The organism is Plantactinospora sp. BC1 (assembly GCF_003030345.1).
Lineage (GTDB): Bacteria > Actinomycetota > Actinomycetes > Mycobacteriales > Micromonosporaceae > Plantactinospora.
The window spans coordinates 6,619,048-6,640,233 of the sequence record NZ_CP028158.1 but is presented as its reverse complement, the minus strand read 5'-3'; the positions used below and the strand labels follow the sequence as shown (position 1 = coordinate 6,640,233).

Annotated in this window: 16 protein-coding genes; 7 read left to right on the top strand and 9 right to left on the bottom strand. The window is 73.4% G+C overall.

Going from position 1 to position 21,186, the window contains the following annotated elements; genetic code table 11:
- Positions 1–55: 55 nt before the first annotated feature.
- Positions 56–1,381, bottom strand: a complete 1,326-nt coding sequence (locus tag C6361_RS29085; protein WP_107271253.1) for an MFS transporter — start codon at positions 1,379–1,381, stop codon at positions 56–58.
- A 257-nt stretch (positions 1,382–1,638) separates the two neighbouring features.
- Here C6361_RS29085 and C6361_RS29080 point away from each other — a divergent pair, with 257 nt between their 5' ends.
- The 3 genes from C6361_RS29080 (at position 1,639) to C6361_RS29070 (ending at position 4,829) form a co-directional block, all read left to right on the top strand.
- A complete protein-coding gene (locus C6361_RS29080; protein WP_107269667.1) occupies positions 1,639–2,160 on the top strand; it encodes a hypothetical protein in 522 nt (173 codons plus the stop codon).
- A gap of 193 nt (positions 2,161–2,353) precedes the next feature.
- On the top strand, positions 2,354–3,115 hold the full coding sequence (locus tag C6361_RS29075; protein WP_107257241.1) for a cyclase family protein: 762 nt from the start codon (positions 2,354–2,356) through the stop codon (positions 3,113–3,115).
- A 79-nt stretch (positions 3,116–3,194) separates the two neighbouring features.
- A complete protein-coding gene (locus tag C6361_RS29070) occupies positions 3,195–4,829 on the top strand; it encodes a thiamine pyrophosphate-binding protein (RefSeq protein WP_107269666.1) in 1,635 nt (544 codons plus the stop codon).
- Positions 4,830–4,935: 106 nt separating this feature from the next.
- Here the strand turns inward: C6361_RS29070 and C6361_RS29065 are convergent, their stop codons facing one another.
- Positions 4,936–5,784 carry a PhzF family phenazine biosynthesis protein gene (locus C6361_RS29065; protein WP_107269665.1) on the bottom strand — a complete coding sequence of 283 codons (849 nt, stop codon included), beginning with the start codon at positions 5,782–5,784 and terminating at the stop codon, positions 4,936–4,938.
- 144 nt (positions 5,785–5,928) lie between these two features.
- Between C6361_RS29065 and C6361_RS29060 the strand changes: the two genes are divergently transcribed.
- A complete protein-coding gene (locus C6361_RS29060) occupies positions 5,929–6,282 on the top strand; it encodes a helix-turn-helix transcriptional regulator (RefSeq protein WP_107257244.1) in 354 nt (117 codons plus the stop codon).
- Positions 6,283–6,294: 12 nt separating this feature from the next.
- On the opposite strand, the gene C6361_RS29055 is transcribed toward C6361_RS29060, so the two are convergent.
- Positions 6,295–7,350, bottom strand: coding sequence for an App1 family protein (locus tag C6361_RS29055; RefSeq protein WP_369930663.1), 1,056 nt, complete (start codon positions 7,348–7,350; stop codon positions 6,295–6,297).
- Positions 7,351–7,542: 192 nt separating this feature from the next.
- On the opposite strand from C6361_RS29055, the gene C6361_RS29050 reads away from it, so the two are divergent.
- Positions 7,543–9,165: a hypothetical protein gene (locus C6361_RS29050; RefSeq protein ID WP_107269664.1), complete on the top strand. Its 1,623-nt coding sequence runs from the start codon at positions 7,543–7,545 to the stop codon at positions 9,163–9,165.
- 44 nt (positions 9,166–9,209) lie between these two features.
- Positions 9,210–9,752: an acyltransferase gene (locus C6361_RS29045; protein WP_107257246.1), complete on the top strand. Its 543-nt coding sequence runs from the start codon at positions 9,210–9,212 to the stop codon at positions 9,750–9,752.
- Between the two features lie 89 nt (positions 9,753–9,841).
- Here C6361_RS29045 and C6361_RS29040 read toward each other — a convergent pair whose 3' ends face one another.
- The 6 genes from C6361_RS29040 to C6361_RS29015 form a co-directional block, all read right to left on the bottom strand.
- Positions 9,842–12,055: a glycosyltransferase gene (locus tag C6361_RS29040; protein ID WP_107269663.1), complete on the bottom strand. Its 2,214-nt coding sequence runs from the start codon at positions 12,053–12,055 to the stop codon at positions 9,842–9,844.
- Between the two features lie 2 nt (positions 12,056–12,057).
- Positions 12,058–13,350 carry a glycosyltransferase gene (locus C6361_RS29035; RefSeq protein WP_304598554.1) on the bottom strand — a complete coding sequence of 431 codons (1,293 nt, stop codon included), beginning with the start codon at positions 13,348–13,350 and terminating at the stop codon, positions 12,058–12,060.
- A 104-nt stretch (positions 13,351–13,454) separates the two neighbouring features.
- Entirely contained in the window at positions 13,455–14,738 is a 1,284-nt protein-coding gene (locus tag C6361_RS29030; protein ID WP_107269662.1) for a nucleotide sugar dehydrogenase, read from the bottom strand.
- Positions 14,739–14,743: 5 nt separating this feature from the next.
- Positions 14,744–16,315, bottom strand: a complete 1,572-nt coding sequence (locus C6361_RS29025; RefSeq protein ID WP_107271252.1) for a glycosyltransferase — start codon at positions 16,313–16,315, stop codon at positions 14,744–14,746.
- Between the two features lie 16 nt (positions 16,316–16,331).
- On the bottom strand, positions 16,332–17,966 hold the full coding sequence (locus tag C6361_RS29020; protein WP_369930660.1) for a glycosyltransferase family 4 protein: 1,635 nt from the start codon (positions 17,964–17,966) through the stop codon (positions 16,332–16,334).
- A 178-nt stretch (positions 17,967–18,144) separates the two neighbouring features.
- On the bottom strand, positions 18,145–19,743 hold the full coding sequence (locus C6361_RS29015) for a glycosyltransferase family 4 protein (RefSeq protein WP_107269661.1): 1,599 nt from the start codon (positions 19,741–19,743) through the stop codon (positions 18,145–18,147).
- Positions 19,744–19,912: 169 nt separating this feature from the next.
- On the opposite strand from C6361_RS29015, the gene C6361_RS29010 reads away from it, so the two are divergent.
- On the top strand, positions 19,913–21,088 hold the full coding sequence (locus tag C6361_RS29010) for an acyltransferase (protein WP_159079528.1): 1,176 nt from the start codon (positions 19,913–19,915) through the stop codon (positions 21,086–21,088).
- Positions 21,089–21,186: the final 98 nt, after the last annotated feature.

The window sequence follows — 21,186 nt, the reverse complement described above, 5'->3', positions numbered from 1 at the left end:
CCAGCCGCTGAGCACCGGCCGGTCGGGCCAGCCGCTGAACAGCGGCCGGGCCGGGCTAGCCGGGAGGTTCCGTGCCGAGGCGGCGTCCGGTGACGAGCAGGGTCAGCAGGGTCAGCGCGGCGAGGGCGGCGGCGGCCAGGAAGACCCCGCTCGTCGAGGTGGCCGCCTCGACCGGCCCGAAGAGCAGTGGCGAACCGAACTGGCTGCCGAAGGTGGCCGTACCGAGCAGTGCGGTCGCCTGCCCGCGTCGACCGGCCGGGGCGTGTTCGGCGGCCAGCACCGTCAGGGCCGGCACGGCCAGTCCCATGCCGAAGCCGAACACGGCGGGTGCGAGCAGCAGCGGGACCGGCGACGTACCGAGCGCGAGGAGTACCAGCGCCACGGTCCAGGCGCCGAAGGCGAGCAGCAGCAGTCCGGACCAGCCGAGTCGGGCCCGGACCCGGGCGAACCGGAGCCCGGTCAGGCTCATCACCAGGGAGAGCAGTGCGCCGAAGAGCGCGACCCGGAAGCTGTCCCGGACACCGACCTCGGCGAGGCGCGGCGGCAGGAACACGAGTACCCCGTAGAGCAGCGCGGTGGCGACGGCCTGGAGTGCGTAGATTCCGAGCAGTCGCGGACGTCCTCGCAGCAGCGGCTCGGGCCGGGCGGGCCCGGCGTGGCCGACGGCGCCCGACGCCTCCTCCTTCGCGGCGGTGGTCGATTCCGAGCGGGACGCCGCGACGCTCGACCCCGGCCGATGTCTGTCCATCGTGGAAAGCGTGCGGAGGGCGACCAGACCGAGCGGGACACCGACCAGGTAGACCGCGAACGGCGCGTGCCAGGAGATGGTGCCCAGGGCGCCGCCGAGCAGTGGCCAGAGCACCCCGCCGAGGCTGATCGCGGCGCTTCGCCAGCCCATCATCCGGTCCCGGGCCGCCGCCCCGGCCGCGAGGTCGAGCAGGCCGAGGGTGCTGCCGGTGAAGACCGCGGCGGCGCCGATCCCGAAGACCAGGCGGCTGGCGACCAGCGCCAGGTAGTCGTCGAGCAGCAGGCCGGCGCCGCCGGCCAGCCCGTAGAGGACGAGTCCGGCGCCGAGCGGTCCGGAGACGCCCCACCGGTCGACCGCCCGGCCGACCAGGGGGCCGACGAGGGCCAGCGAGAGCCCGTGCGCGGTCAACACCAGTCCGGCCGCACCGGCGCTGACCCCGAGGTCCGCGCGGAGCAGTTCGACCACCGGCGCCAGTACCGCTCCGGCCAGCACGGTGAGGGTGGAGGCGAGCAGGAGTATCCAGAGTGGACCCCTAGGCGGGACGGAGGGCCGGTCGGTGCTGCCGCGCGCGATCCGGTGCCGGGTGGCCGTCCCGGCGGGTTCCGGGGTGGCGGGTTCCGGAGTGGCGGTCATCTGCACAGGATCGAATGTCTAGCTTGGTTGAGGTCAACCCCGGGCGGACCGCCGTCGGAGTCGACCCCCGAAACGATAGATAGACGTGTGACAATGTCGATCGGTGGCCGGACGGGCGGAGTCGACGTCCCGACCGGCGACCGGCGCCTCCCGCGCACCACGTGCGTACGAGGCTCTCCGGCCGCCGCGACCCGCGACCGACCGCCACCGAGGCAGGCACCGCCACCCGCACCGTCCATCCACTCAGGAGGTACGCCATGCCGCGACCGATCCGCCGGTCGGCGGTCGTACTCGCCGCCGCCCTGCTCACCCTCACCGCCCTGGCCGGCCCCGCCCGGGCCGGCACCGACACCGACCTCGCACCGCAACAGTTCACCGCCGACAGCGGCGACAGTTGCCGGTACGGTCTCGCGGAAGGAACCCTGGAATTCCTTCCGGTCTCCGCACCTCCCGGGCTCGGCTCGGTGACCGTCACCGGCACCGTCGCCGACCGCCCCTACGAGCGCGATCCCGGCCCGATCTGCCGGGACGACGGCCTCTTCAGCTTCGTCACCTTCTACGCGTACGGCAACGGCCGCCTCATCGCCGAGGGCACGACGAAGGTGGACAACGACATCACGAAGTACAGCTTCCAGCTCGGTCCCCGAGAGCCCGGCAGCGGTGTCGACACCCTGGTCGTCCAGGTCTGCCGGGCCGCGACGACGAACGCACCGACCCCGCTGCCGACGCCGGCCGGCTACTGCGGAACACCGCAGGTCTACTCGCTGCACTGGCGCTGACCGCCGAGCGCCGCCGATCCGCCGGACGGTCTCCTGGTCCATCGATGGCGGCCCGTCCCGGGGGCGTCGTCCCACCAGCCGGACGACGCCCCCGAGGCGACCGTCGCGCCCGCCGGGGCCGGCCGCCGGACGGGGACAACTCCTGACCGATCGCGCGGGTCGGATTCGGCGGAAACTCCGGTAGGTTCTCGCCATGACCGTGCTGCAAGATCTTGTTGCCGCGCTCGCCACCGGCCGGGTCGAGGTCGTGGACCTCACCGCCCCGCTCTCGGCGCAGACGCCGATCCTCACCCTCCCCGAACCGTTCGGCCAGACCGTCCCGTTCGCGCTCCGCGAGATCAGCCGCTACGACGAGCGCGGCCCGGCCTGGTACTGGAACAACTTCACCACCGGCGAGCACACCGGTACGCACTTCGACGCGCCGGTGCACTGGGTCAGCGGCCAGCACGGCGACGACGTCTCGCAGGTGCCGCCGAGCCGGCTGATCGCCCCGGCGGTGGTGCTCGACCACACCGCCGAAGCCGCCGCCGACCCCGACTTCCTGCTGGAGGTGGAACACATCCGGGCCTGGGAGGCGGAGCACGGTCCGCTGCCGGCCGGCGGCTGGCTGCTCTACCGGACCGGCTGGGACGCGTACGGTGACGACGCGGCGCGGTACGCCAACGCCGGCCGTACCCCGGGAATCTCCCCCGCCTGCGCGAAGTGGCTCGCCGAGGAGTCCCCGGTGCAGGGCGTCGGGGTCGAGACGGTGGGGACCGACGCCGGGGCGGCGCACTCGTTCGACCCGCCGTTCCCCTGCCACTCGTTCCTGCTCGGCGCGGACAAGTACGGTCTCACCCAGCTCCGCAACGTGGCGCAGCTCCCGCCGACGGGTGCGGTGCTGGTCGCCGGGCCGCTGCCGATCGTGCAGGGCTCCGGCAGCCCGTGCCGGGTACTCGCCCTGGTCGAGCGGTAGCTGGTCGGGCGGTAGCGGGTCGAGTGGTAGCGGGCGGCGGGACGCGACGGATGCGGGCGACGGGACGGGGGTGACGGGCATGCGGGTCGCCGAGGTGGTCGGACGGGTGCTCGCCGCGCACGGGGTACGGCACGTCTTCGGGGTGGTCGGCAGCGGCAACTTCCACGTGACCAACGCGCTGGTCGCCGGGGGTGCCCGGTTCGTCGCCGCCGCGCACGAGGGCGGCGCGGCGAGCATGGCGGACGGCTACGCGCGCACCTCGGGCGAGGTCGGGGTGCTCTCGGTGCACCAGGGGCCGGGGGTCACCAACGCGCTGACCGGGATCGTCGAGGCGGCCAAGAGCCGGACCCCGATGCTGGTGCTGGCGCCGGAGGCGACCGAGCCACGGTCCAATTTCTTCATCGACCTACCGCACACCGCCACCGCGCTCGACATCCACTACCAACGGGTACGTCTGGAGCACGTCGAGGTGGACGTCAGCCACGCCTACCGGCGGGCGGCCTCGGGCACGACGGTGCTGCTGGGGCTGCCGCTGGACGTGCAGACCCAGGAGGTGGCGCCGTGGACCGGTCCTGTCGAGCGGGGTAACGCCCGTGCCGACTGGGTACCCGACGTCGAGCCGCTGGTCCGGGCCCTGGTCGCCGCCCGGCGGCCGGTCTTCGTCGCCGGCCGGGGTGCCCGGGGTGCCCGGGAGCCGCTGACCCGGCTGGCCGACGAGTGCGCCGCGCTGCTGGCGGTCTCGGCCGCCGCCAAGGGACTCTTCGCCGGCGATCCGTGGTATCTCGACGTCTCGGGCGGCTTCGCCACCCCGCTCGCCGCCGAACTGATCGGCGAGGCCGACCTGGTGGTCGCCTGGGGCAGCACGCTGAACATGTGGACGACCCGGCACGGCCGGCTGATCTCGCCGTCGGCCACCGTGGTCCAGGTCGACGAGCTGCCGGTCGGCGCCACCCTGAATCCCCGGGTCGACCGGCACGTCAGCGGCGACGTGGCCCGGGTCGCCCGTTACGCGCTGCGCTGGCTGGAGCGGGAACCGGGCATCGGCCGGCCGGTCGGCACCCAGCGCACCCCGGAGCTGCGTCGGCGCATCGCCACCGAGGGGCGCTGGCGGGACGTGTCCTATCTGGACGGGAGCGTCGACGGCCACGTCGACCCGCGTACCCTGACCATCGCCCTGGACGACCTGCTGCCGGCCGAGCGGACCGTGGTGGTCGACTCCGGCAACTTCATGGGCTACCCGTCGATGTTCCTCTCCGTACCGGACGTGGTCGGGTTCTGCTTCACCCAGGCGTTCCAGTCCGTCGGGTTGGGGCTGGCCAGCGCGCTCGGTGCCGCCGTGGCCCGACCGGACCGGCTCACCGTGGCGGCGCTCGGCGACGGCGGGTTCGCGATGTCGGCGGTCGAACTCGTCACCGCGACCCGGCTCGGCCTGCCCCTGCTGGTGGTGGTCTACGACGACGCGGCGTACGGCGCCGAGGTGCACCACTTCGGCCCGGACGGCCACCCGCTGGACCTGGTCCGGTTCCCCGACACCGACCTCGCCTCGATCGCCCGGGGGTACGGCTGCGCCGCGCTGACGGTACGCGGAATCGACGACCTCGCCCCGGTACGGGACTGGCTGGCCGGCCCCCGCGACCGGCCGCTGGTGGTCGACGCGAAGATCACCAGCGAGCGCGGTGCGTGGTGGCTGGAGGAGGCCTTCCACGGCCACTGACCCGGGGGACCCCCGCGCGACCGCTGTCACCGGTCACCGCCGTCCGGTCAGGCGCCCGGGAACCGGCCGATCGCCCGGTCCGGAATGGTCAGCCGATCCGGAGTGCTCAGCCCGGGTCCGGGATGGTGACGGTGCCGTCGAGGTAGCGGCGGTAAGCGCCGCGCAGGCGTACCCGGTCGGCGTCCACCGCGCAGTGCACCGTGCCGCCCCGGGCGGAGAGCTGCCGGGCGGTCAGGGTCGTCCGGCCGAGCCGTTCCGCCCAGTACGGCGCGATCTGGCTGTGCGCGGAACCGGTCACCGGGTCCTCGAAGGCACCCGCACCGGCGCCGAACCACCGGCTGACGAAGTCGACGCCGTCGGTGTCGCCGGGAGCGGTGACGATCGCGCCGCGTACCGGCAGCCGGGCCAGGGTGGTGAAGTCCGCCGTGACCGCCCGGACCTCGGCGGCGCTGCGGAGCACGTAGACCAGGTCGGTGTCCCGGAACCGGTGCTCCGGCTCGATGCCGAGCGCGGTCACGGCGGCGGCGTCGACCTCGTCGCCGTCCGGTACGGTCCGCAGCCGTCCGGCCGGGAAGTCCAGTTCCAGTTCGCCACTGCGGTCGGTCCGCCGCACCGGGAGCCAGCCGCTGCGGGTCCAGAAGAGCAGGCGTGACGCGTCCGGGTGCACGTCGTCGAAGAGTTGCCCGGCGGTGGCCAGGGTCGCGTGTCCGCAGAGGTCCACCTCGACCGCCGGGGTGAACCAGCGCAGGTGGTAGGCGGGGTCGTCGCCGGGTGGCGGGTCGGCGTCGGCCGGCAGCCCGGCGGTGTAGAAGGCGGTCTCGGAGAGGTTGTTCTCCTCGGCGAGGGCCTGTAGGACGCTGTCCGGCAGCCAGCCGGGCAGGGGCATCACGGCCGCCGGGTTTCCCTGGAACACCCGGTCGGCGAAGGCGTCGAGCTGGATCAGGCGGAGCCGCATCGCCCCTGTCTACCAGTACCGGGCCGGGTCGTCGGTCGCGGCGGCCGGGTCGACTCCGGTGTCGGGCCGGTAGGGTCGTCCGGACCGATCTCCGGATCTACGTTAGACTTGAGTTATATAAGTGAGCGCTGAAAGGATGGCGGCGTGCACGCGTTCGACGTTCTCGGCGATCCCGTCCGGCGGCGGATCCTGGAACTGCTCGCCGACGGTGAGCGGTCGGCGGGCGAGGTCAGCGCGGTCGTCCAGGAGGAGTTCGGGATCTCCCAGCCGGGCGTCTCGCAACACCTGCGGGTGCTCCGGGAGAACGGGTTCACCACCGTACGCGCCGCCGGCACCCGGCGGCTCTACGCGGTGGACCCGACCCCGCTCCAGGAGATCGACCGCTGGCTGGAACGCTACCGGGGCTTCTGGACCCAGCGGCTGGACGCCCTCGGCACCGAGATCACCCGGGGCAGGCGCGAACGCCGCCGGGCGGAGGAGTCACCTCGGGAAGGCTGAGACCCGGCCGACTCAGACCAGGTTCGCCTCCCGCAGCAGGCGCCACAGTCCGGCACCGTCCGGCGCGCAGAACCAGCGCTCCCCCAGCAGCCCGGCCGCCGGGGTACCGGCGTCGGCACCGCCGGCCGGGGCCGGGAAGCCACCGGCCAGCACCGCCTGGGTCGGGGAGAGCCGCCGGATCAGCACCCCGGCCACGTTGTCCGGGTGCTCGGCGGCGAACTCGGCGTAGATCTCCTGGTCGTGCTGCCCGTCGTCGCCGATCAGCAGCCACCGGATCTCCGGGAACTCCCGGACCAGCCGGGCCAGGGTGGCCCGCTTGTGCTCCCGCCCGCTGCGGAACCAGCGGTCCGCCGTCGGGCCCCAGTTGGTCAACAGCAGCGGGCCGGCCGGATAGAGGTGCCGGGACAGGAACCGGGTCAGCGTCGGCGCCACGTTCCAGGCACCGGTGGAGAGGTAGAGCACCGGGGCGCCGGGATGCGCGTTGACGAGGCGCTCGTAGAGCACCGCCATTCCGGGTACCGCCATCCGGGCGTGCTCGTCGAGCACGAAGGTGTTCCAGGCGGCCAGCAGCGGCCGGGGCAGCGCGGTCACCATCACCGTGTCGTCGATGTCGGAGAGGACCCCGATCCGCAGCGCCGGGTCGACGATCCGGACCGGCGCGTCGACCGGCTCGGCGCCGGGACTGACCAGCCGCACGCTCTGCCAGCCGGGCGCCAGGTCGGCCTCGACGACGAGATCGATGAAGCCGCTCCGGTCGGACCGGGCCTCGTGCCGGCGGCCACCGGCCTCGATCAGCACCGGCGCGTTCTGCACCGGCAGGGTGGCGAAACTACGCCACCCGCGCACCTTCTCCGGCCGGCGGCGAGGGCCGGGACGCAGCCGGGTCAGCAGTACCCGGCCCAGCACCCGGATCCAGCCCGGAGCGCCGTAACCGGCGTACGGGATGATCGTGGCATCCCACCCGCCCTGTCCCAGGCGGCGCTCGATGAACTGGTGCACCGCGTCCTCGATCCGGGCCGCACGGTGCAGCCGGGGCGCGGGCGCCGGGCCAGCGGGTATCAGCGACACCTAGCCACCCTGCCACAGCGCACCCGGTCCGGCTACGAGACAGATCAACTAACCCGCCGGGAAGCTTCCCGGACCGGGCTCCCGGACCGGCCCCACGGACCGGGTGGAACCGGTGCGACCTGCGCCGATCCGGACCTCTGGCGCTGGGCACCGTGCGAGACTTCGAGGCGGGACGGCGACGGGGGCGCGGGGGTGTCGGTGGCGGTGCCGCGCGCGGCGCGGCGGTGGCGAGCACTCGACCGGCCGGGCGCGGTGGCGCTCGGCCTCGGCCTGCTCGGCCTGGGCTACCGGCTCGCGCTGATCCTGCTCACCGTGCCCGGCTCCAACAGCGACGAGGCCACCTTCGGGCTCGCCGCGCTGCACATCGCCGACGGCCGCGAACTGCCGGTCTTCCTCTACGGCCAGCACTACATGGGTACCGTGCAGAGCTATCTCGCGGCGCCGCTCTTCCTGCTCTTCGGCGCCGGCTGGATCCCGCTGCGGATCCCCCTGCTCTTCCTCTACGCCGCCTTCGGTTACCTGGCGTACCGGCTCACCCGGCGGCTCTACTCCCCCTGGCTGGCCACCTTCACCGTCGGGATACTCGCGCTCGGCGGTGAGCGGGTGATCCGGGACCAGATCACCGCCGTCGGCGGCCGGCCGGAGGTCAAGCCCGCCGTGCTGGGCCTGCTGCTGATCGCACTCGCCCTCGGCCGGCGACGGGACCGGGGACGACTCCGGACCCTCGGGCTCTTCGGGCTCTTCGGGCTGGTCACCGGGCTCTGCGTCTGGGACGACTGGCTGGTCCTGCCGTACCTGGTGGTCGCCTTCGGCGTCCTGCTGGTCGGCTGTTGGCGGGACCTGCTCGGGCCGGCCGGCGCCGTACTGGTCGCCGGGTTCCTGCTCGGGGTGGCGCCGCTGCTGGTGGACAACCTCACCGCGCCGGCCGGACAGGACTCGATCTCGGTACTGCGGCAGGTCAGCGAGGGCGAGGCGGAGGCGACCCCGGGTACCGCCCGGCTGCACGGTGCGCTGCTGGTCGGCATCCCGCTCGCCACCGGACTCTGCCGGCCGGAGGGCTGCGACGCCGTGGAGATGTCCTGGGGCGGGCTCTACCTGGCGCTGCTGCTCGCCGCCGGGGTACTGGCGGTGGTCGGACTCGTCCGGGCCGGTGCCAGTACCCCGGCCCGGGTGGGCTACGCCGCGCAGCTCGCCCTGGTGCTCGGCGCCGCGCTCACCGTGGCGGCGTACGCCCGCAGCTCGCTCGCCGGCAGCGCACCGCTGGCCAGCGCCCGGTACCTGTCGATCCTGCAGATATCCCTGCCCGCCGTACTCTGGCCGCTCTGGCTCGTCGCCCGCCGGGCCGGGCAGCTCGCCGCCGGCCCGCTGACCCGGCTCGCCGGGATCGTCGGCACCGCCCTGCTCGCCCTGCTGGTGGTGCTGCTGCTCGGCACCACCGGACACCTGCTGGGCGAGATCGGCACGATCCGGGCCGAGGAGGGGCAGCAGCGGCAACTCGCCCGCACCCTGGAACGGGCCGGGGTCAGCGCCGTCTACGCCGAGTACTGGACCTGCAACCGGTTGGTCTTCGTCACCCGGGAACGGGTCGCCTGTGCGGTACTCGGCGAAGACCTGCGGCCGGGGCAGGACCGCTATCCGGCGTACCCGAGGCGGGTCCGCGCCGCCGACCGGCCGGCCTTCGTCTTCGAGGCCGGCGCGCCCGCGGACGCCGCGTTCCAGGCCCACCTGCGCCGCTCCGGCGTGCCGGCCCGGGTCACCCGGGTCGGGCGGCACATCGTCTACCTGCCGGAGTCGACCCTGCGTCCCCCGGGCTGACCGGCCGGAGGACTCCCGTATCCTGCGAAGCCGTGACTCAAGCGATGAACGAGCCTCCCGCCCTCCCCGACACGGTCTTCGTGCACCCATCGGCCGAGGTCGACGAGGGCGCGCGGATCGGCGACGGCAGCAAGGTCTGGCATCTCGCCCACGTCCGCTCCACCGCCCGGGTGGGCGCGAACTGTGTGATCGGCCGGAACGTCTACGTGGACGCGAACGTCGTGGTCGGCGACCTGGTCAAGATCCAGAACAACGTCTCCGTGTACCAGGGCGTGACGATCGAGGACGAGGTCTTCGTCGGCCCCTGCGCGGTGTTCACCAACGACCTCCGGCCACGGGCCCAGAACCCGGACTGGCAGATCACCCCGACCGTGGTCCGCAGGGGCGCCTCGATCGGTGCCAACGCCACCATCATCTGCGGGATCGAGATCGGCGAGTACGCGATGATCGCCGCCGGCTCGGTGGTGACCAAGGACGTCAAGCCGCACCAGCTGGTGGCCGGCAACCCGGCCCGCCCGCTCGGCTGGGTGGACGTCAAGGGCCAGGTCGTCTCCCGGGACCGGGAGAACCCGCCGCCGGACCTGTAGTCCTCCGGGCGGGATACCACCGGGTCATCGTGACGACCCGGTGGTATCCCGCCCGCCGGGCATACCGGTCCGGTGGCGGCTCCGCCCGATCAGCTCTCGTCGTCCGCCCAGGCCAGCGAGGTGGTGACCGGCAGCTTCGGGTGCCGGCGGGCGAGCTTCCAACCGATGGTCACGCCGTCGACCCCGGAGACCACCACCCGACGGGTACGCCCGAGGTCGAGCTTCGGCACCGCCTGGCGCCGGGCGATCCGCCACAGCACCAGCGGGCGGACCACCTGGTACCCCCGGTTGAACACCTTCTGGTGGAAGGCACCCGCCGCCCGGTTGTGCGCCCACTGGGCGACCGCCACGGTCAGCTCCGGCCGGAGCGCCGACATGCGCCGGGTCCGGCTCCGGGCCACCGAAAGGATCTTGCCTGGCGCCCTCCGGAGCAGCAACCGCTCGGCCCGGAGCAGCGGGCGGCGCTCCTCGTGCCCGGCCAGCGGGTGGATCCGGACGCTGTGCCCCAGCCCCACCCGGTTCGCCGCGCCCGGGTCGGCGGTGATCAGGTCGACCTGCATGCCCCGGGCCACCACCGAGTGGGTGAACGCCTTGCTCCGGCGTACGTTGCCGGCGCTGATCGCCACCACGACCACCCGGTCGGCGTCCCCGGGGACCGGTCCCGGGAGCTGGCCCGAGCGGCTCCCGGCCGGCGCCGGCACCCCGGCACCGACGGGCTCCGCGAGGGGTGCCGAGGCCGGGAGCGGCTCTGAATCCAGGCCGTGGTGCCGGCGCAGCGCCGCCGCGACGGCCTGGCGGCCGTACCGGGCGAGCACGGCGGTACGGGCCGCTGCCGGGTTGAGCGTGCCGAGCCGTTCGCGCAGTTCCCGGAAGCCCTCGACGACCACCTTCGGATCGTTGGTCAGGTCGACCAGGAGGCCGGCGGCCGGCTCGACACCGCCGAGGACGTCCTCCGCACCCGGACTGCGGGTGGCGAAGACCGGCAGCCCGGTCACGACGGCCGCTGCGACGACCGTGCTGAAGGTGTCGTGCCGGCCCAGGTGCACCAGCAGGTCGTGCCCGTGCAGCAGCGCCGGGTACTCCTCCGCCGGCACGGCGGGACGGAGCGTTACCCTGCCGGCGATGTCCAGTTCGCGGGCGCGCGCCCGGACCGTCCCGGCCATCGCCCCGGCGCCGACCACGGTGAGGGTCGCCTCCGGCTCCGCGCCGACGCTGCGGGCGAAGCCGGCCAGCAGGGCCCGGACGGCCCGCTCGTCCGGCAGCTCCCCGACGTGCAGCCAGCGGAGCAGGTTGCCCGGCGGGGTCGGCCGGAGCGGGAACCGGTCCGGGTCCACCGGGTAGGGCAGCACGTGCAGCTTCTCCGCGTGCTGCGGGAACTGGGCGGCGACCAGGTCCCGCAGTTGCGGGTTGACGCAGAGCAGCGCCGCCGCCCGGCCGAGCAGCTCGGCGTAGAGCTTCTTCGCGGCGGGCTGGGCGAGCAGCTCGGAGAGGCGTTCCGACTGCTCGGAGACGACCACCCGGGCATCCGGCCGGGCCAGCCGGACGGCCGGCAGCCCACCGGCGAGCCCGCCGTACGCGTGCACCAGCGGAGCCTCGATCCGCCCGGTCGGCAGCGCGGCCCGCAGCGCCCGCAGGTTCGCCTCGGCCTGCTCGGCGAAGGCCCGGGACTGGACCGGGTTCGGCACCGCGACCCGGGTCAGCTCACCCCGAAGCGTCCCCGTCACCACCGGCAGGCTCCACTTCGGACCGAACCGCTCGACCACGACGTCGATGTGCGGCGCGGCCGCCGACTGCGGCGGGTACGGCCACTCCTCGGTGTGCAGCACCGAGATCCGCTCGACCGACGGGTCGACCGCGTCCAGTGCCGACGGGACGAACTCCGAGTCGGGGTCCTCCGGCGAGGGGTACCAGGGGGTGACCACCGCGAGGTCGGTGAGCCCGGTACGCCGCTCCGGCTCCTCGGCCGGCTCCAGCCGGACGGCCAGCTCGGGGCGGCGGCGCAGCGCGGCCCAGGCCACCGGCAGCGCCTGCGGGTCGCCGGCCACCAGCAGGTCGACCTCGCGCAGCGGACCGTTCCGGCCGAGCAGCAGCCGGCGGGCCGCCCGCAGCGCCGCACGTGGTTCGGTCGCGCCGAGCCTGCGCACGGTGACCCCGGGCGGGGGCTCCAGCTTCTTCCACTGTGGATGGTTCGGCACCACCAGCGTGACCCGGACGCCGCCCTCGACCAGCCGGTCGACGTGCCAGCGCGCGGCCCGGACCCGCTCGGTGCCGAGCGCCAGATAGAGGACGTTCGAGTAGGCCATCGTCACCGGGCCCCTTCCGCGAGCCGGCGCAGCCGGGCCTCCCACGGCCCGAGCGTCGCCGCCCGGGTGTACGTCTCCGCGTGCCGGACCGCCGCCTCGTGCGTCGCGGCGTCGAGATCCCGGGCGGCCTTGGCGGCGGCGATCAGCGACTGGGCCACACTCTCGGCGTCCAGCCGCTTGCCGGCGAACCACAGTGGATAGCCGGAGAGCACCTCGGTGGCGGCGATCTCAGGAATGTGCACCGAGACCACCGGCTTGCCGGTCGCCATGTACTCGAAGACCTTGCCGGAGGTCACGTACCTCGCACCCGGTACGCAGAAGACCAGCACGTCGGTCCGGCCGTACACCCCGGCGGCCTCGGTCTTGCCGAACGGGCCGCTGTAGCGCACACCCAGATCCGACTCCTCCTCGATCCGCGCCTTAAGCGGCGCGATGTTGTGCGGGAAGAAGCCGAGGTGCCCGTGCACCTCAAGGGTGGCGGTGGCGAGCAGCGGATGCGCCTTGGCCAGCCGCCAACCGGCGAAGAGCACGTCCAGCGGCATGTGGTTGGTGACCGTACCCAGATAGCCGAAGCGCAGCGGCTGCTCCGGATCCGGCGCCCGGAAGGTCGCCCGGCCGAGGATCTCCGGCTCCCAGCCGTTCGGCACCACCTTCATCCGGTCGGCGGCGAACGGATAGCGCTCGGCGTGCCACTGCCGCATGCCGTCGTTGACGAAGACGCTCTCCGCCGCGTGCCGCAGCACCCGCGCCTCCCAGCGCATCATCGTGCTGCCCTCGGGGAAGATCAGCTCCTCGGTGAACTGGTTGAAGGTCCAGGCGTCCCGATAGTCGACGACGTACGGGATCCGGAGCATCCGGCCCAGCGCCCACGCCGCCACGAAGGAGACGAACGGGTTGCCGGTGGCCAGCACCAGGTCGTAGCGGCGTCGCAGGTGCCGCTTCAGCGCGGTGCGGAGCAGGCCGGGCAGCCAGCCGAGGTAGTGCTCGGGAAAGATCTTCTGCTGCCCGGCCTGGTAGATCCGCTCGCTGACGTTCGGGAACATCCCCCGGAAGAAGCCGAACTTACGGACGTCGGTCTCCCAGTGGTGCACGCCGAGCCTGACCCGCTCGACCCGCACCCGCGGGTCGACGGTCGCCTCCAGCGTCTCGTCGCTGGCCCCACCGAGGTGGTCGGCGAAGAACTCCCGGGGCGCGGTGAAGACGGTCACGTCCCAACCGTCCTCGGCCAGCCGGTTGGCGGTGGCCCGGGCCCGGAAGACCCCGCTGGCCCGGCTCGGCGGAAAGTAGAACGACAGATAGAGGACCCGGGGAGGCCGAGAACGTCCCCGGGCGGACGGCGTGGCGATGGCGAGTCACTCCTGTCGGACAGCGGCGGGGACGCCGGGGACGGATACCGGTCTCAGCCGCCGATGACGATCCGGCGTACGTTCGGCCAGCGGGCCGGGTCGGTCACCCGGCGGCCGTCGACGACCACCCGTACGCCGGGCAGGTCGGTCTCGGCCAGGGTGCGGTACTCGGCGTGGTCGGCCTGCACCACCACGGCCTCGACCCGCTCGCCCTGGTAGGCGGGCAGCCCGAGCGCGGTCAGCTCCTCGGCGGTGTACATCGGGTCGGAGACGTACGGCCGGGCGCCCCGGGCGCGCAGCGCCTCGACGGTCGGGAAGACCCCGGAGAACGCCGTCTCCTTGACCCCGCCCCGGTACGCCGCACCGAGCACCAGCACCTCGACGTCGGTCAGGTCGCCCCAGGCGGCGGCGAGCAGCTCGACGGCGTAGTCCGGCATCCCGGCGTTGGCCTCCCGGGCCGCCCGGACGACGGTCGCGGACGGGTCGTTCCAGAGGTACATCCGGGGGTAGACCGGGATGCAGTGCCCGCCGACGGCGATGCCCGGCGAGTGGATGTGGCTGTACGGCTGGGTGTTGCAGGCCTCGATGACCTTGATCACGTCGACGCCGACGGTGTCGGCGAACCGGGCGAACTGGTTCGCCAGCCCGATGTTGACGTCCCGGTAGGTCGTCTCGGCGAGCTTGGCCAGCTCGGACGCCTCGGCCGAGCCGAGGTCCCAGACGCCGTTCGGGCGGGACAGGTCGGGGCGCTCGTCGAAGTCGAGTACCGCCTCGTAGAACTCGACGCCGCGCTTGGCGGACGCCTCGTCCACCCCGCCGACCAGCTTCGGGTAGCGGCGCAGGTCGGCGAAGACCCGGCCGGTCAGCACCCGCTCGGGGCTGAAGACCAGGGTGAAGTCGGTGCCGACCTTGAGCCCCGAGCCCTGCTCCAGCATCGGCGCCCAGCGGTTGCGGGTGGTGCCGACCGGCAGGGTGGTCTCGTAGCTGACCAGGGTGCCCGGCTTGAGCCCGGCCGCGATCGCCCGGGTGGCGTCGTCCATCCAGCCGAAGTCCGGCGTCCCCTCGGCGTCGACGAAGAGCGGCACCACCACGACCACAGCCTCGGACTCGGCGACCGCCGACGCGGTGTCGGTGGTCGCGGAGAGCCGACCGGCCGCCACCGCCTCCTTGAGCTTGACGTCCAGGTCGGCCTCGCCGGGGAACGGCACCGCGCCGTCGTTGACGAGCTTCACGACCCGCTCGGAGACGTCGGCACCGATCACCGTGTGTCCCTTGTCGGCGAACTGCACGGCCAGCGGCAGGCCGATCTTCCCCAGAGCGACAACGCAGATTTTCATGCCTTCTACTTTCCTCCCTTGGGCAACCTGCGCCGTAGCTGGGCCATGACCCGGCGGGGCGTGACAGGTGCTATTGCGATCACAAGTTGCCCACGGTGACTCGTGGTGGGCGTGATGACGAAGAACCGGACCCCGCGCCGGAAGACCATGCGGGGCGCGGTGGGCCGGGTCGGCATCCGCAGCGGGCTCGAACCGGTGGTGCCGAACGCGGTCAACTGGGTCCGGACCGTGCAGAGGGTGCCGCCGACCCCGACCCCGGCGAGCAACTGGTCCACCCGGAACCGGGCCTTCACCGTGGTGCCGTCGGCGTCCCGGGTGGTCTCCAGGGTGCTGCCGACCACGTCACCGGCGGCCAGCCCGATCGGGCCGGAGGTGAGGCTGGCCAGGTTGCGCCGCGGCGTGTGCGCGGTGACGGTCAGGCCCCGGCTGCCGTCCGGGCCGGTCTCCCAGGCCAGGTCGACCGCGTCCATCCGGGCGAGCCAGTCGGCCGCGGTGTCCGAGACGTCGAACCAGCGGTCCGGCATCTCCAGCCGGGCGTCCCGGAAGCCGGGATAACCGGCGTACCAGCGGTCGCCGTCGACGATCGTCGGCGGTACGCCCTCCTCGGCGTCCTGCCGGATCACCGCGAGCAGGTCGTCGACGGTGCCGCGCTGGGCGGTGGAGATCCGCAGCCGCGCCTCGATCTCCAGCCGGTCCCGGATGTCGTCGGTGAGATAGCGGTCCGCCAGCGTACGGATGCCGGCCACCAGCCGCTCCTGCACCGCCCGGTCGAGCCCGAGGAAGTCGTCCTCCAGCAGCCGGGCGACCTCCCAGGCGAAGTGCCGGATCAGCACCGCGTCCCGCTGCTTGCCCGGCTCGATCAGCCGGGCCACGAACTCCACCAACTGCTCGGCGCAGCGCAGCCGCTCCTCGTGCCGGGAGCGGTAGGTGATGTTGTGCGCGTTGAGCCGGCGTACGGCGTGGTAGAAGCGGTAGTCGGCGAGTACGGAGATCCGCTTCGCCCGGTAGCACGCCTCCAGGGTGAACGGCTGGTCGCTGCCGACCGGCATGTCCTCCGGATAGCGCAGCCCGTGCCGCTCGATCAGCTCGCGCCGGAAGAGCTTGGTGTTCGACAGCGCCCAGGGCAGCGCCGAGTCGAAGAGGTCGAGGTCGGTCTCGTTGCGGGCGAAGACCGCCTGGTGGATGTTGCGGCTGTTGACCCCGACCGTCTTGCCGAGCACCACGTCCGAGCCGTACTCGTCGGCGGCGGCCACCAGCCGCTCCAGCGCCTCGTCGCCGAGGTAGTCGTCGGCGCCGATGAAGAAGACGTAGCGACCCGTGGCCAGCTCCAGACCCCGGTTGCTCGGCGCGGCCGGGCCACCCGAGTTCGCCTGGTGGACCACCTTCACCGTCTCCGGATGGAGCTTGGCGAAGCGGTCGAGTTCCCGGCCGCTGCCGTCGGTGGAGCCGTCGTCCACCGCGACGATCTCCATCCGGTCCCGGCCGATGCTCTGCCGGAGCAGGGAGTTCAGGCACTTCGTGAGGTAGGGCATGGTGTTGTAGACCGCCACCACCACGCTGACGTCGGGGGTACCCATCAGACCACCGCCGTCCTCACGCCGGCAGCCCGACGGCCGGCCGGGAGTCGCCGCCCGGGGCACCGGCCAGCGGCTCCGGCGTCGGCGAGCCGACCCCGGCGCGGGCAGAACCGGGCAGCAGCCGGGTGTAGACCTCGTCGAGGGTCCCGGCCTGCGCCTCCCAGGTCCAGCTCTCCAGCAGGCCGGGCCGGTCGTACGCGGCCCGGTAGCGCGCCGGGTCGGCGAGTACGGCCTGCACGGCCCGGACGTAGTCGGCCACGTCCTCGGCCCGGAACACCTCACCCTGCCCGGTCGACCGGACCGTCTCGGCCATCGTCTTCACGTCGCTGACGACGATCGGCAGCCGGGCGTGCGAGTACTCGAAGAACTTGGTGATCAACGCGATCTCGTGGTTGGGCCAGTGGTGGATCGGGATCACCCCGACGTCGGCGCCGGAGAGGAACGGCACCACCTGCCAGTGCGCCACGTACGGCAGTACGTGCACCCGGTCGGTCACCCCGAGCCGGGCGGCCCGGCGCAGCACCTCCTGCATCTGCGGGCCGGCCGGCTTGTTCACCACCAGCGCGACGTGCACCCCGGGCAGCTTCGGCAGCGCCGCCACGGTGATGTCGATGCCGCGCTGGCTGCTCGCCGCGCCGCTGTAGACCAGCAGCGGCACCTCCGGCCCGACCCCGCAGAGCCGGCGGATCTCCGGCTGCGGCTCGTCGACCCGGGTCGGCCGGTCACCGACGGCCGGCGCGTTGAAGACCACGGCCGGACGTTCGGTCAGGCCGTGCTGCCCGCGCAGCAGGTCGCCGAGCGCCTCGGAGACGGTCACCACGGCGTCGGCGTACGGGGCGTACTCCCGCTCGTGCCCGACGTTCGCCGGCAGCCAGCGGGCGTTGTCCCGCCACGGCTTGAGGCCGGGCAGGAACTCGTGGGCGTCCCAGACCAGCTTGATCGTCCGGCCGGCGGCCTGTGCCCTGATCTTGGCTCGGGCGGCCACCCCCAGCATCCGGAAGTCGTTGGCGTGGATCAGGTCCGGCGCCAGTTCGTCGACGACCGGCCCGTACGCCAGCTCCCAGTCCCAGAGTCCCGGTTCGAGCCGGCGCCACGCCCCGTCGCCGCGCATCCGCTGCCAGAACCAGGTGTAGGTGCGGTCCCACGGGTTGCGGAACCGGCGACCGTGCTGCGCCCGGGTGAGCTGCCAGTAGCGGAACGAGACCCAGCGACGGCGCAGCTGGGCCGCCAGCAGCCGCAGCCGGAGCAGCCGCTGCCCGAGCGGGTCGGGACGGCCGGAGCGGGCCGCCAGGGTGAGCTGCGCCGCGCGGAACCGCAGGTCGGCCTGGCGGGCCTTGGCCGCCTGCGCCCGCCACGGCGCGATGCCGTTCGGCGGATAGGCGAGCGGCCAGCGCAACCAGGCGCGCCGGTAGTCGTGGCGGCGCCGGGCCAGCGGATCCGGCATCGGCAGCAGCCGGACCTCGGCGTCGCCGAGCCGCCAGCTCTGCGGCTGCCCGTGCGGGGACCGGCCGAGCAGGATCACCTCCCAGCCGGCGGCGGCGGCCGAACGGGCCGCCTTCTGCACCCGGGAGTCACCGTTCACCCCGTTGTCGACCAGCATCACCACGCGCCCACGCGCGCTCCGCGCCTCGGCGGCGCCGTCGAACTCCATGACTGTGTCTTCGCTGCCCTTCCGGTCGGGGCTTTCCAGAGGACTCCGGCGAGTGTACGGCAATCCCGGCCATGGTTGCCGATCGTGACCGTCGACCCGTATCGATCATCGTCGGCACCGCGACGGCAACCGGCCGGAGGGGTGATCCCGCAGGTGGCGCCGGTGCGGGCCGCTCGGGTCAGCCGGTGGTTTCGAGCGTGCGTTGCGTACCGGTAGTGACGAGGTGACCCGGAACATCCGGTTGCACGGTGGGCGGACGACCGGGCAGCAGCCGCCGGTAGACCCCCTCCAGCACCCGGGCCTGCGCCTCCCAGGTCCAGCTCTCCAGCAGCCCCGGACGGTCGTAGGCGGCCCGGTAGCGCGCCGGGTCGGCCAGCACCGCCCGGACCGCCCGGATGTAGTCCTGCACGTCCTGGGCCTTGAAGATTTCGCCCTGCCCGGTGGAGCGGACCGTCGCGGCCATCGTCCGCACGTCGCTGACCACCATCGGCAGCCGCGCCTGGGAGTACTCGAAGAACTTGTTGCTGAGCGCGATCTCGTGGTTGGTCAGGTGCACCAGCGGGCTCACCGCGGCGTTGGCGGTGGAGAGGAACTCGGAGACCTGCCAGTGCGGGACGTACGGCAGCAGGTGCACCCGGTCGGCCACGCCGAGCTTGGCGGCCCGGTCCAGCAGCTTGTCGATCGAGGCGGTCGAGCGCTTCCCCGGCGGCACCGAGACGAGCGCGACGTGCACGTCGGTCAGCGTCGGCAGGGCGTCGATCATGACGTCGACGCCGCGCACCGGGGCGATCCCGCCGGAGTACGCCAGCAGCGGCGTCTCCGGGCCCAGCCCGCACCGGGTGCGGATGTCCGTGACCGGCTCGTCCGCCCCGGACTCGGTCGACCGGTCCCGCACCGTCACGTCCGGCGCGTTCATCACCACGGTGGGCAGTTCGGCCAGCCCGTGCGACTCCTTCAGCAGCTCGGCGAGCCCCTCGGAGACGGTCAGCACCTCGTCGGCGAAGGGCGCGTACTCCCGCTCGTGCGCGACGTGCGCCTTCAGCCAGCGGCCCCGCTTGGTCGCCGAGCTGAGCCCCGGCAGGAACTCGTGGGCGTCCCAGACCAGTTTCACGTCCCGGCCGGCGGCCCGGGCCCGGACCGTCGCCCGGGCACCCACCCCGACCATCCGGTAGTCGTGCGCGTGGATCAGGTCGGGGGCCAGCTCGTCGATCACCGGACCGAAGGCCAGCTCGTAGTCCCAGAGTCCGGGCTCCAGCCGCCGCCAGCTGCGGTCGCCCTGCACTGCCGGCCAGAACCAGGTGTAGAAGCGGTCGATCGGGCCCGCCAGCCTGCGCCGGGCCCGCTGGGCGCTGGTGAGCTGCCAGTAGCGGAACGAGACCCACTTCTTCAGTACCGCCGCCGCCCGCTCCTCCAGGCGCAGCCGCCGGGCGCCACCGGGCGGCACCGGCCCGCCGGTGCGCTTCGCGACGGCGAGCTGCGCGGCCCGGACCCGCAGGTCGGCCTGCCAGGCCCGCACCCACTGCGCGCGGTGCTCGGCGATGCCGCTCGGCGGGTACGCCAGCGGCCCGCGCCGGAAGACCCGGCGGAACTCGTGCCGCTTCTTCGCCAGCGGCTGCGGGAACGGCACCAGCCGGACCTCGGCCTGGCCGAGCTGCCAGGTCTGCGACTGACCGGTCGGCGAGCAGCCGAGCAGGATGACGTCCCAGCCGGCCTCGGCGGCCGAACGGGCGACCTTCTGCACCCGGGAGTCACCGGTGACCCCGTTGTCGACCAACATGACAATCCGCCGACGGGAGTCGGAGATCCCGGCCGCGCCGTCAACCACCATCTTTGGCCTTCCCGCCTTCCAAGGGGCCCGAGGACGCGACGAGTGTACGGCAACCGGTGGAGATTCCATCGGCTCGGCCGAATTCACCGGCATCCCCGGTACCACTAGTATTCGCGCGATGAGGATGCCGGCCCAACCGGAACTGCCGACCCAGGGCGCCTCCGTGACGGAGACCGGCGCATCCACCCCGACACCCCCCGCCGACGCCCCGGTCACCGCTGGCGTCGCAGCGGGCGGCGGCCGGCCGGTCCGGCAGTACGGGCTGGACGCGCTCCGGGTGCTCGCCGTCTGCGGGGTGGTCGCGATCCACGTGATCGGGCTGGTACTCGGACACGACGACCTGCGGCACACCCTGAGCTGGTGGACCGCCGCCGCCATCGACCTCGGTGCGACCTGGACCGTACCCGTCTTCGTCATGATCAGCGGCGCGCTCACCCTGGCGCCCCGGGCACACGCCGCCGGGCCGGTCGCCTTCTACCGCAAGCGCTTCGTCCGGATCGTCCCCGCCCTGGTCGTCTGGCACCTCGTCTACCTGGTCGGGGTACGCATGCTCTGGCGGGGCGAGGAGCTGACCCCGACCCTGCTGGCCCGCAACCTGATGGACGCCAGGGTCTTCACCGCGCTCTACTTCCTCTGGCTGATCGCCGGGCTCTACCTGGTCGCCCCGGTGCTGGCGGCGTTCCTGAAAGACGGCGGGCGGCGCCGGGCGATGATCCTCGCCGGGGTGGCCCTGGCCTTCACCCTGGTCACCTTCGCCTCCTCCGGGATGGCCGCGATGATCGGCGCGCCCCGCCCGATCCACCTCGGCGCGCTGACCATGTGGTGGCCGTACGTCGGATACTTCCTGGCCGGCTGGGCGCTGCACCGGGTGGTGCTCGGCCGGCGCGGCCTGCTGCTGGCCGGGGTGCTCGCGGTGCTGCTGATGGCCGAGGCGGTCTGGCAGTGGGGCGTCTCACCGGAACACCGCTGGCTCCAGACGCTCCTGCCGGTCGGCTACCTCGGCGGCACGGTGGCGGCCGCGGCGATCTGCCTCTTCCTGCTCGCCGTCGGGATCGGTGCCCGGGTCACCCCGTCGGAGCGGTCCGGCCGGCTCCTCGTCCGGCTCTCCGACGCCTCCTTCGGGGTGTTCCTGGTCCACCTGCTGGTGCTGGAGCTGCTCCGGCAGACCGTTCCCGGGGTGGCCGAGGGACGCTCGCTGCCGCTGATGCTCGGCGCGTACCTGGTGATCCTGGTCGTCTCGTTCGCGGCCTCGCTCGGCGCCGCCCGGGTGCCGTACCTACGCGCCATCGTTTGAGCGGTTTCGCCCCACCTCTGCCGGGTCGTTCGGTTCTGTCCGGACGATGGCGTGTTAGCGTCGCCGCCGGAGCCACCGAACAGGTACGCCGGGCCCGA

Excerpts from the sequence above, each read along its gene's own strand:
- C6361_RS29085 (WP_107271253.1), bottom strand. The coding sequence starts at position 1,381 with ATGACCGCCACTCCGGAACCCGCCACCCCGGAACCCGCCGGGACGGCC.
- C6361_RS29080 (WP_107269667.1), top strand. The coding sequence starts at position 1,639 with ATGCCGCGACCGATCCGCCGGTCGGCGGTCGTACTCGCCGCCGCCCTG.
- C6361_RS29075 (WP_107257241.1), top strand. The coding sequence starts at position 2,354 with ATGACCGTGCTGCAAGATCTTGTTGCCGCGCTCGCCACCGGCCGGGTC.
- C6361_RS29070 (WP_107269666.1), top strand. The coding sequence starts at position 3,195 with ATGCGGGTCGCCGAGGTGGTCGGACGGGTGCTCGCCGCGCACGGGGTA.
- C6361_RS29065 (WP_107269665.1), bottom strand. The coding sequence starts at position 5,784 with ATGCGGCTCCGCCTGATCCAGCTCGACGCCTTCGCCGACCGGGTGTTC.
- C6361_RS29045 (WP_107257246.1), top strand. The coding sequence starts at position 9,210 with ATGAACGAGCCTCCCGCCCTCCCCGACACGGTCTTCGTGCACCCATCG.
- C6361_RS29040 (WP_107269663.1), bottom strand. The coding sequence starts at position 12,055 with ATGGCCTACTCGAACGTCCTCTATCTGGCGCTCGGCACCGAGCGGGTC.
- C6361_RS29030 (WP_107269662.1), bottom strand. The coding sequence starts at position 14,738 with ATGAAAATCTGCGTTGTCGCTCTGGGGAAGATCGGCCTGCCGCTGGCC.
- C6361_RS29025 (WP_107271252.1), bottom strand. The coding sequence starts at position 16,315 with ATGGGTACCCCCGACGTCAGCGTGGTGGTGGCGGTCTACAACACCATG.
- C6361_RS29020 (WP_369930660.1), bottom strand. The coding sequence starts at position 17,966 with ATGGAGTTCGACGGCGCCGCCGAGGCGCGGAGCGCGCGTGGGCGCGTG.
- C6361_RS29015 (WP_107269661.1), bottom strand. The coding sequence starts at position 19,743 with ATGTTGGTCGACAACGGGGTCACCGGTGACTCCCGGGTGCAGAAGGTC.
- C6361_RS29010 (WP_159079528.1), top strand. The coding sequence starts at position 19,913 with ATGAGGATGCCGGCCCAACCGGAACTGCCGACCCAGGGCGCCTCCGTG.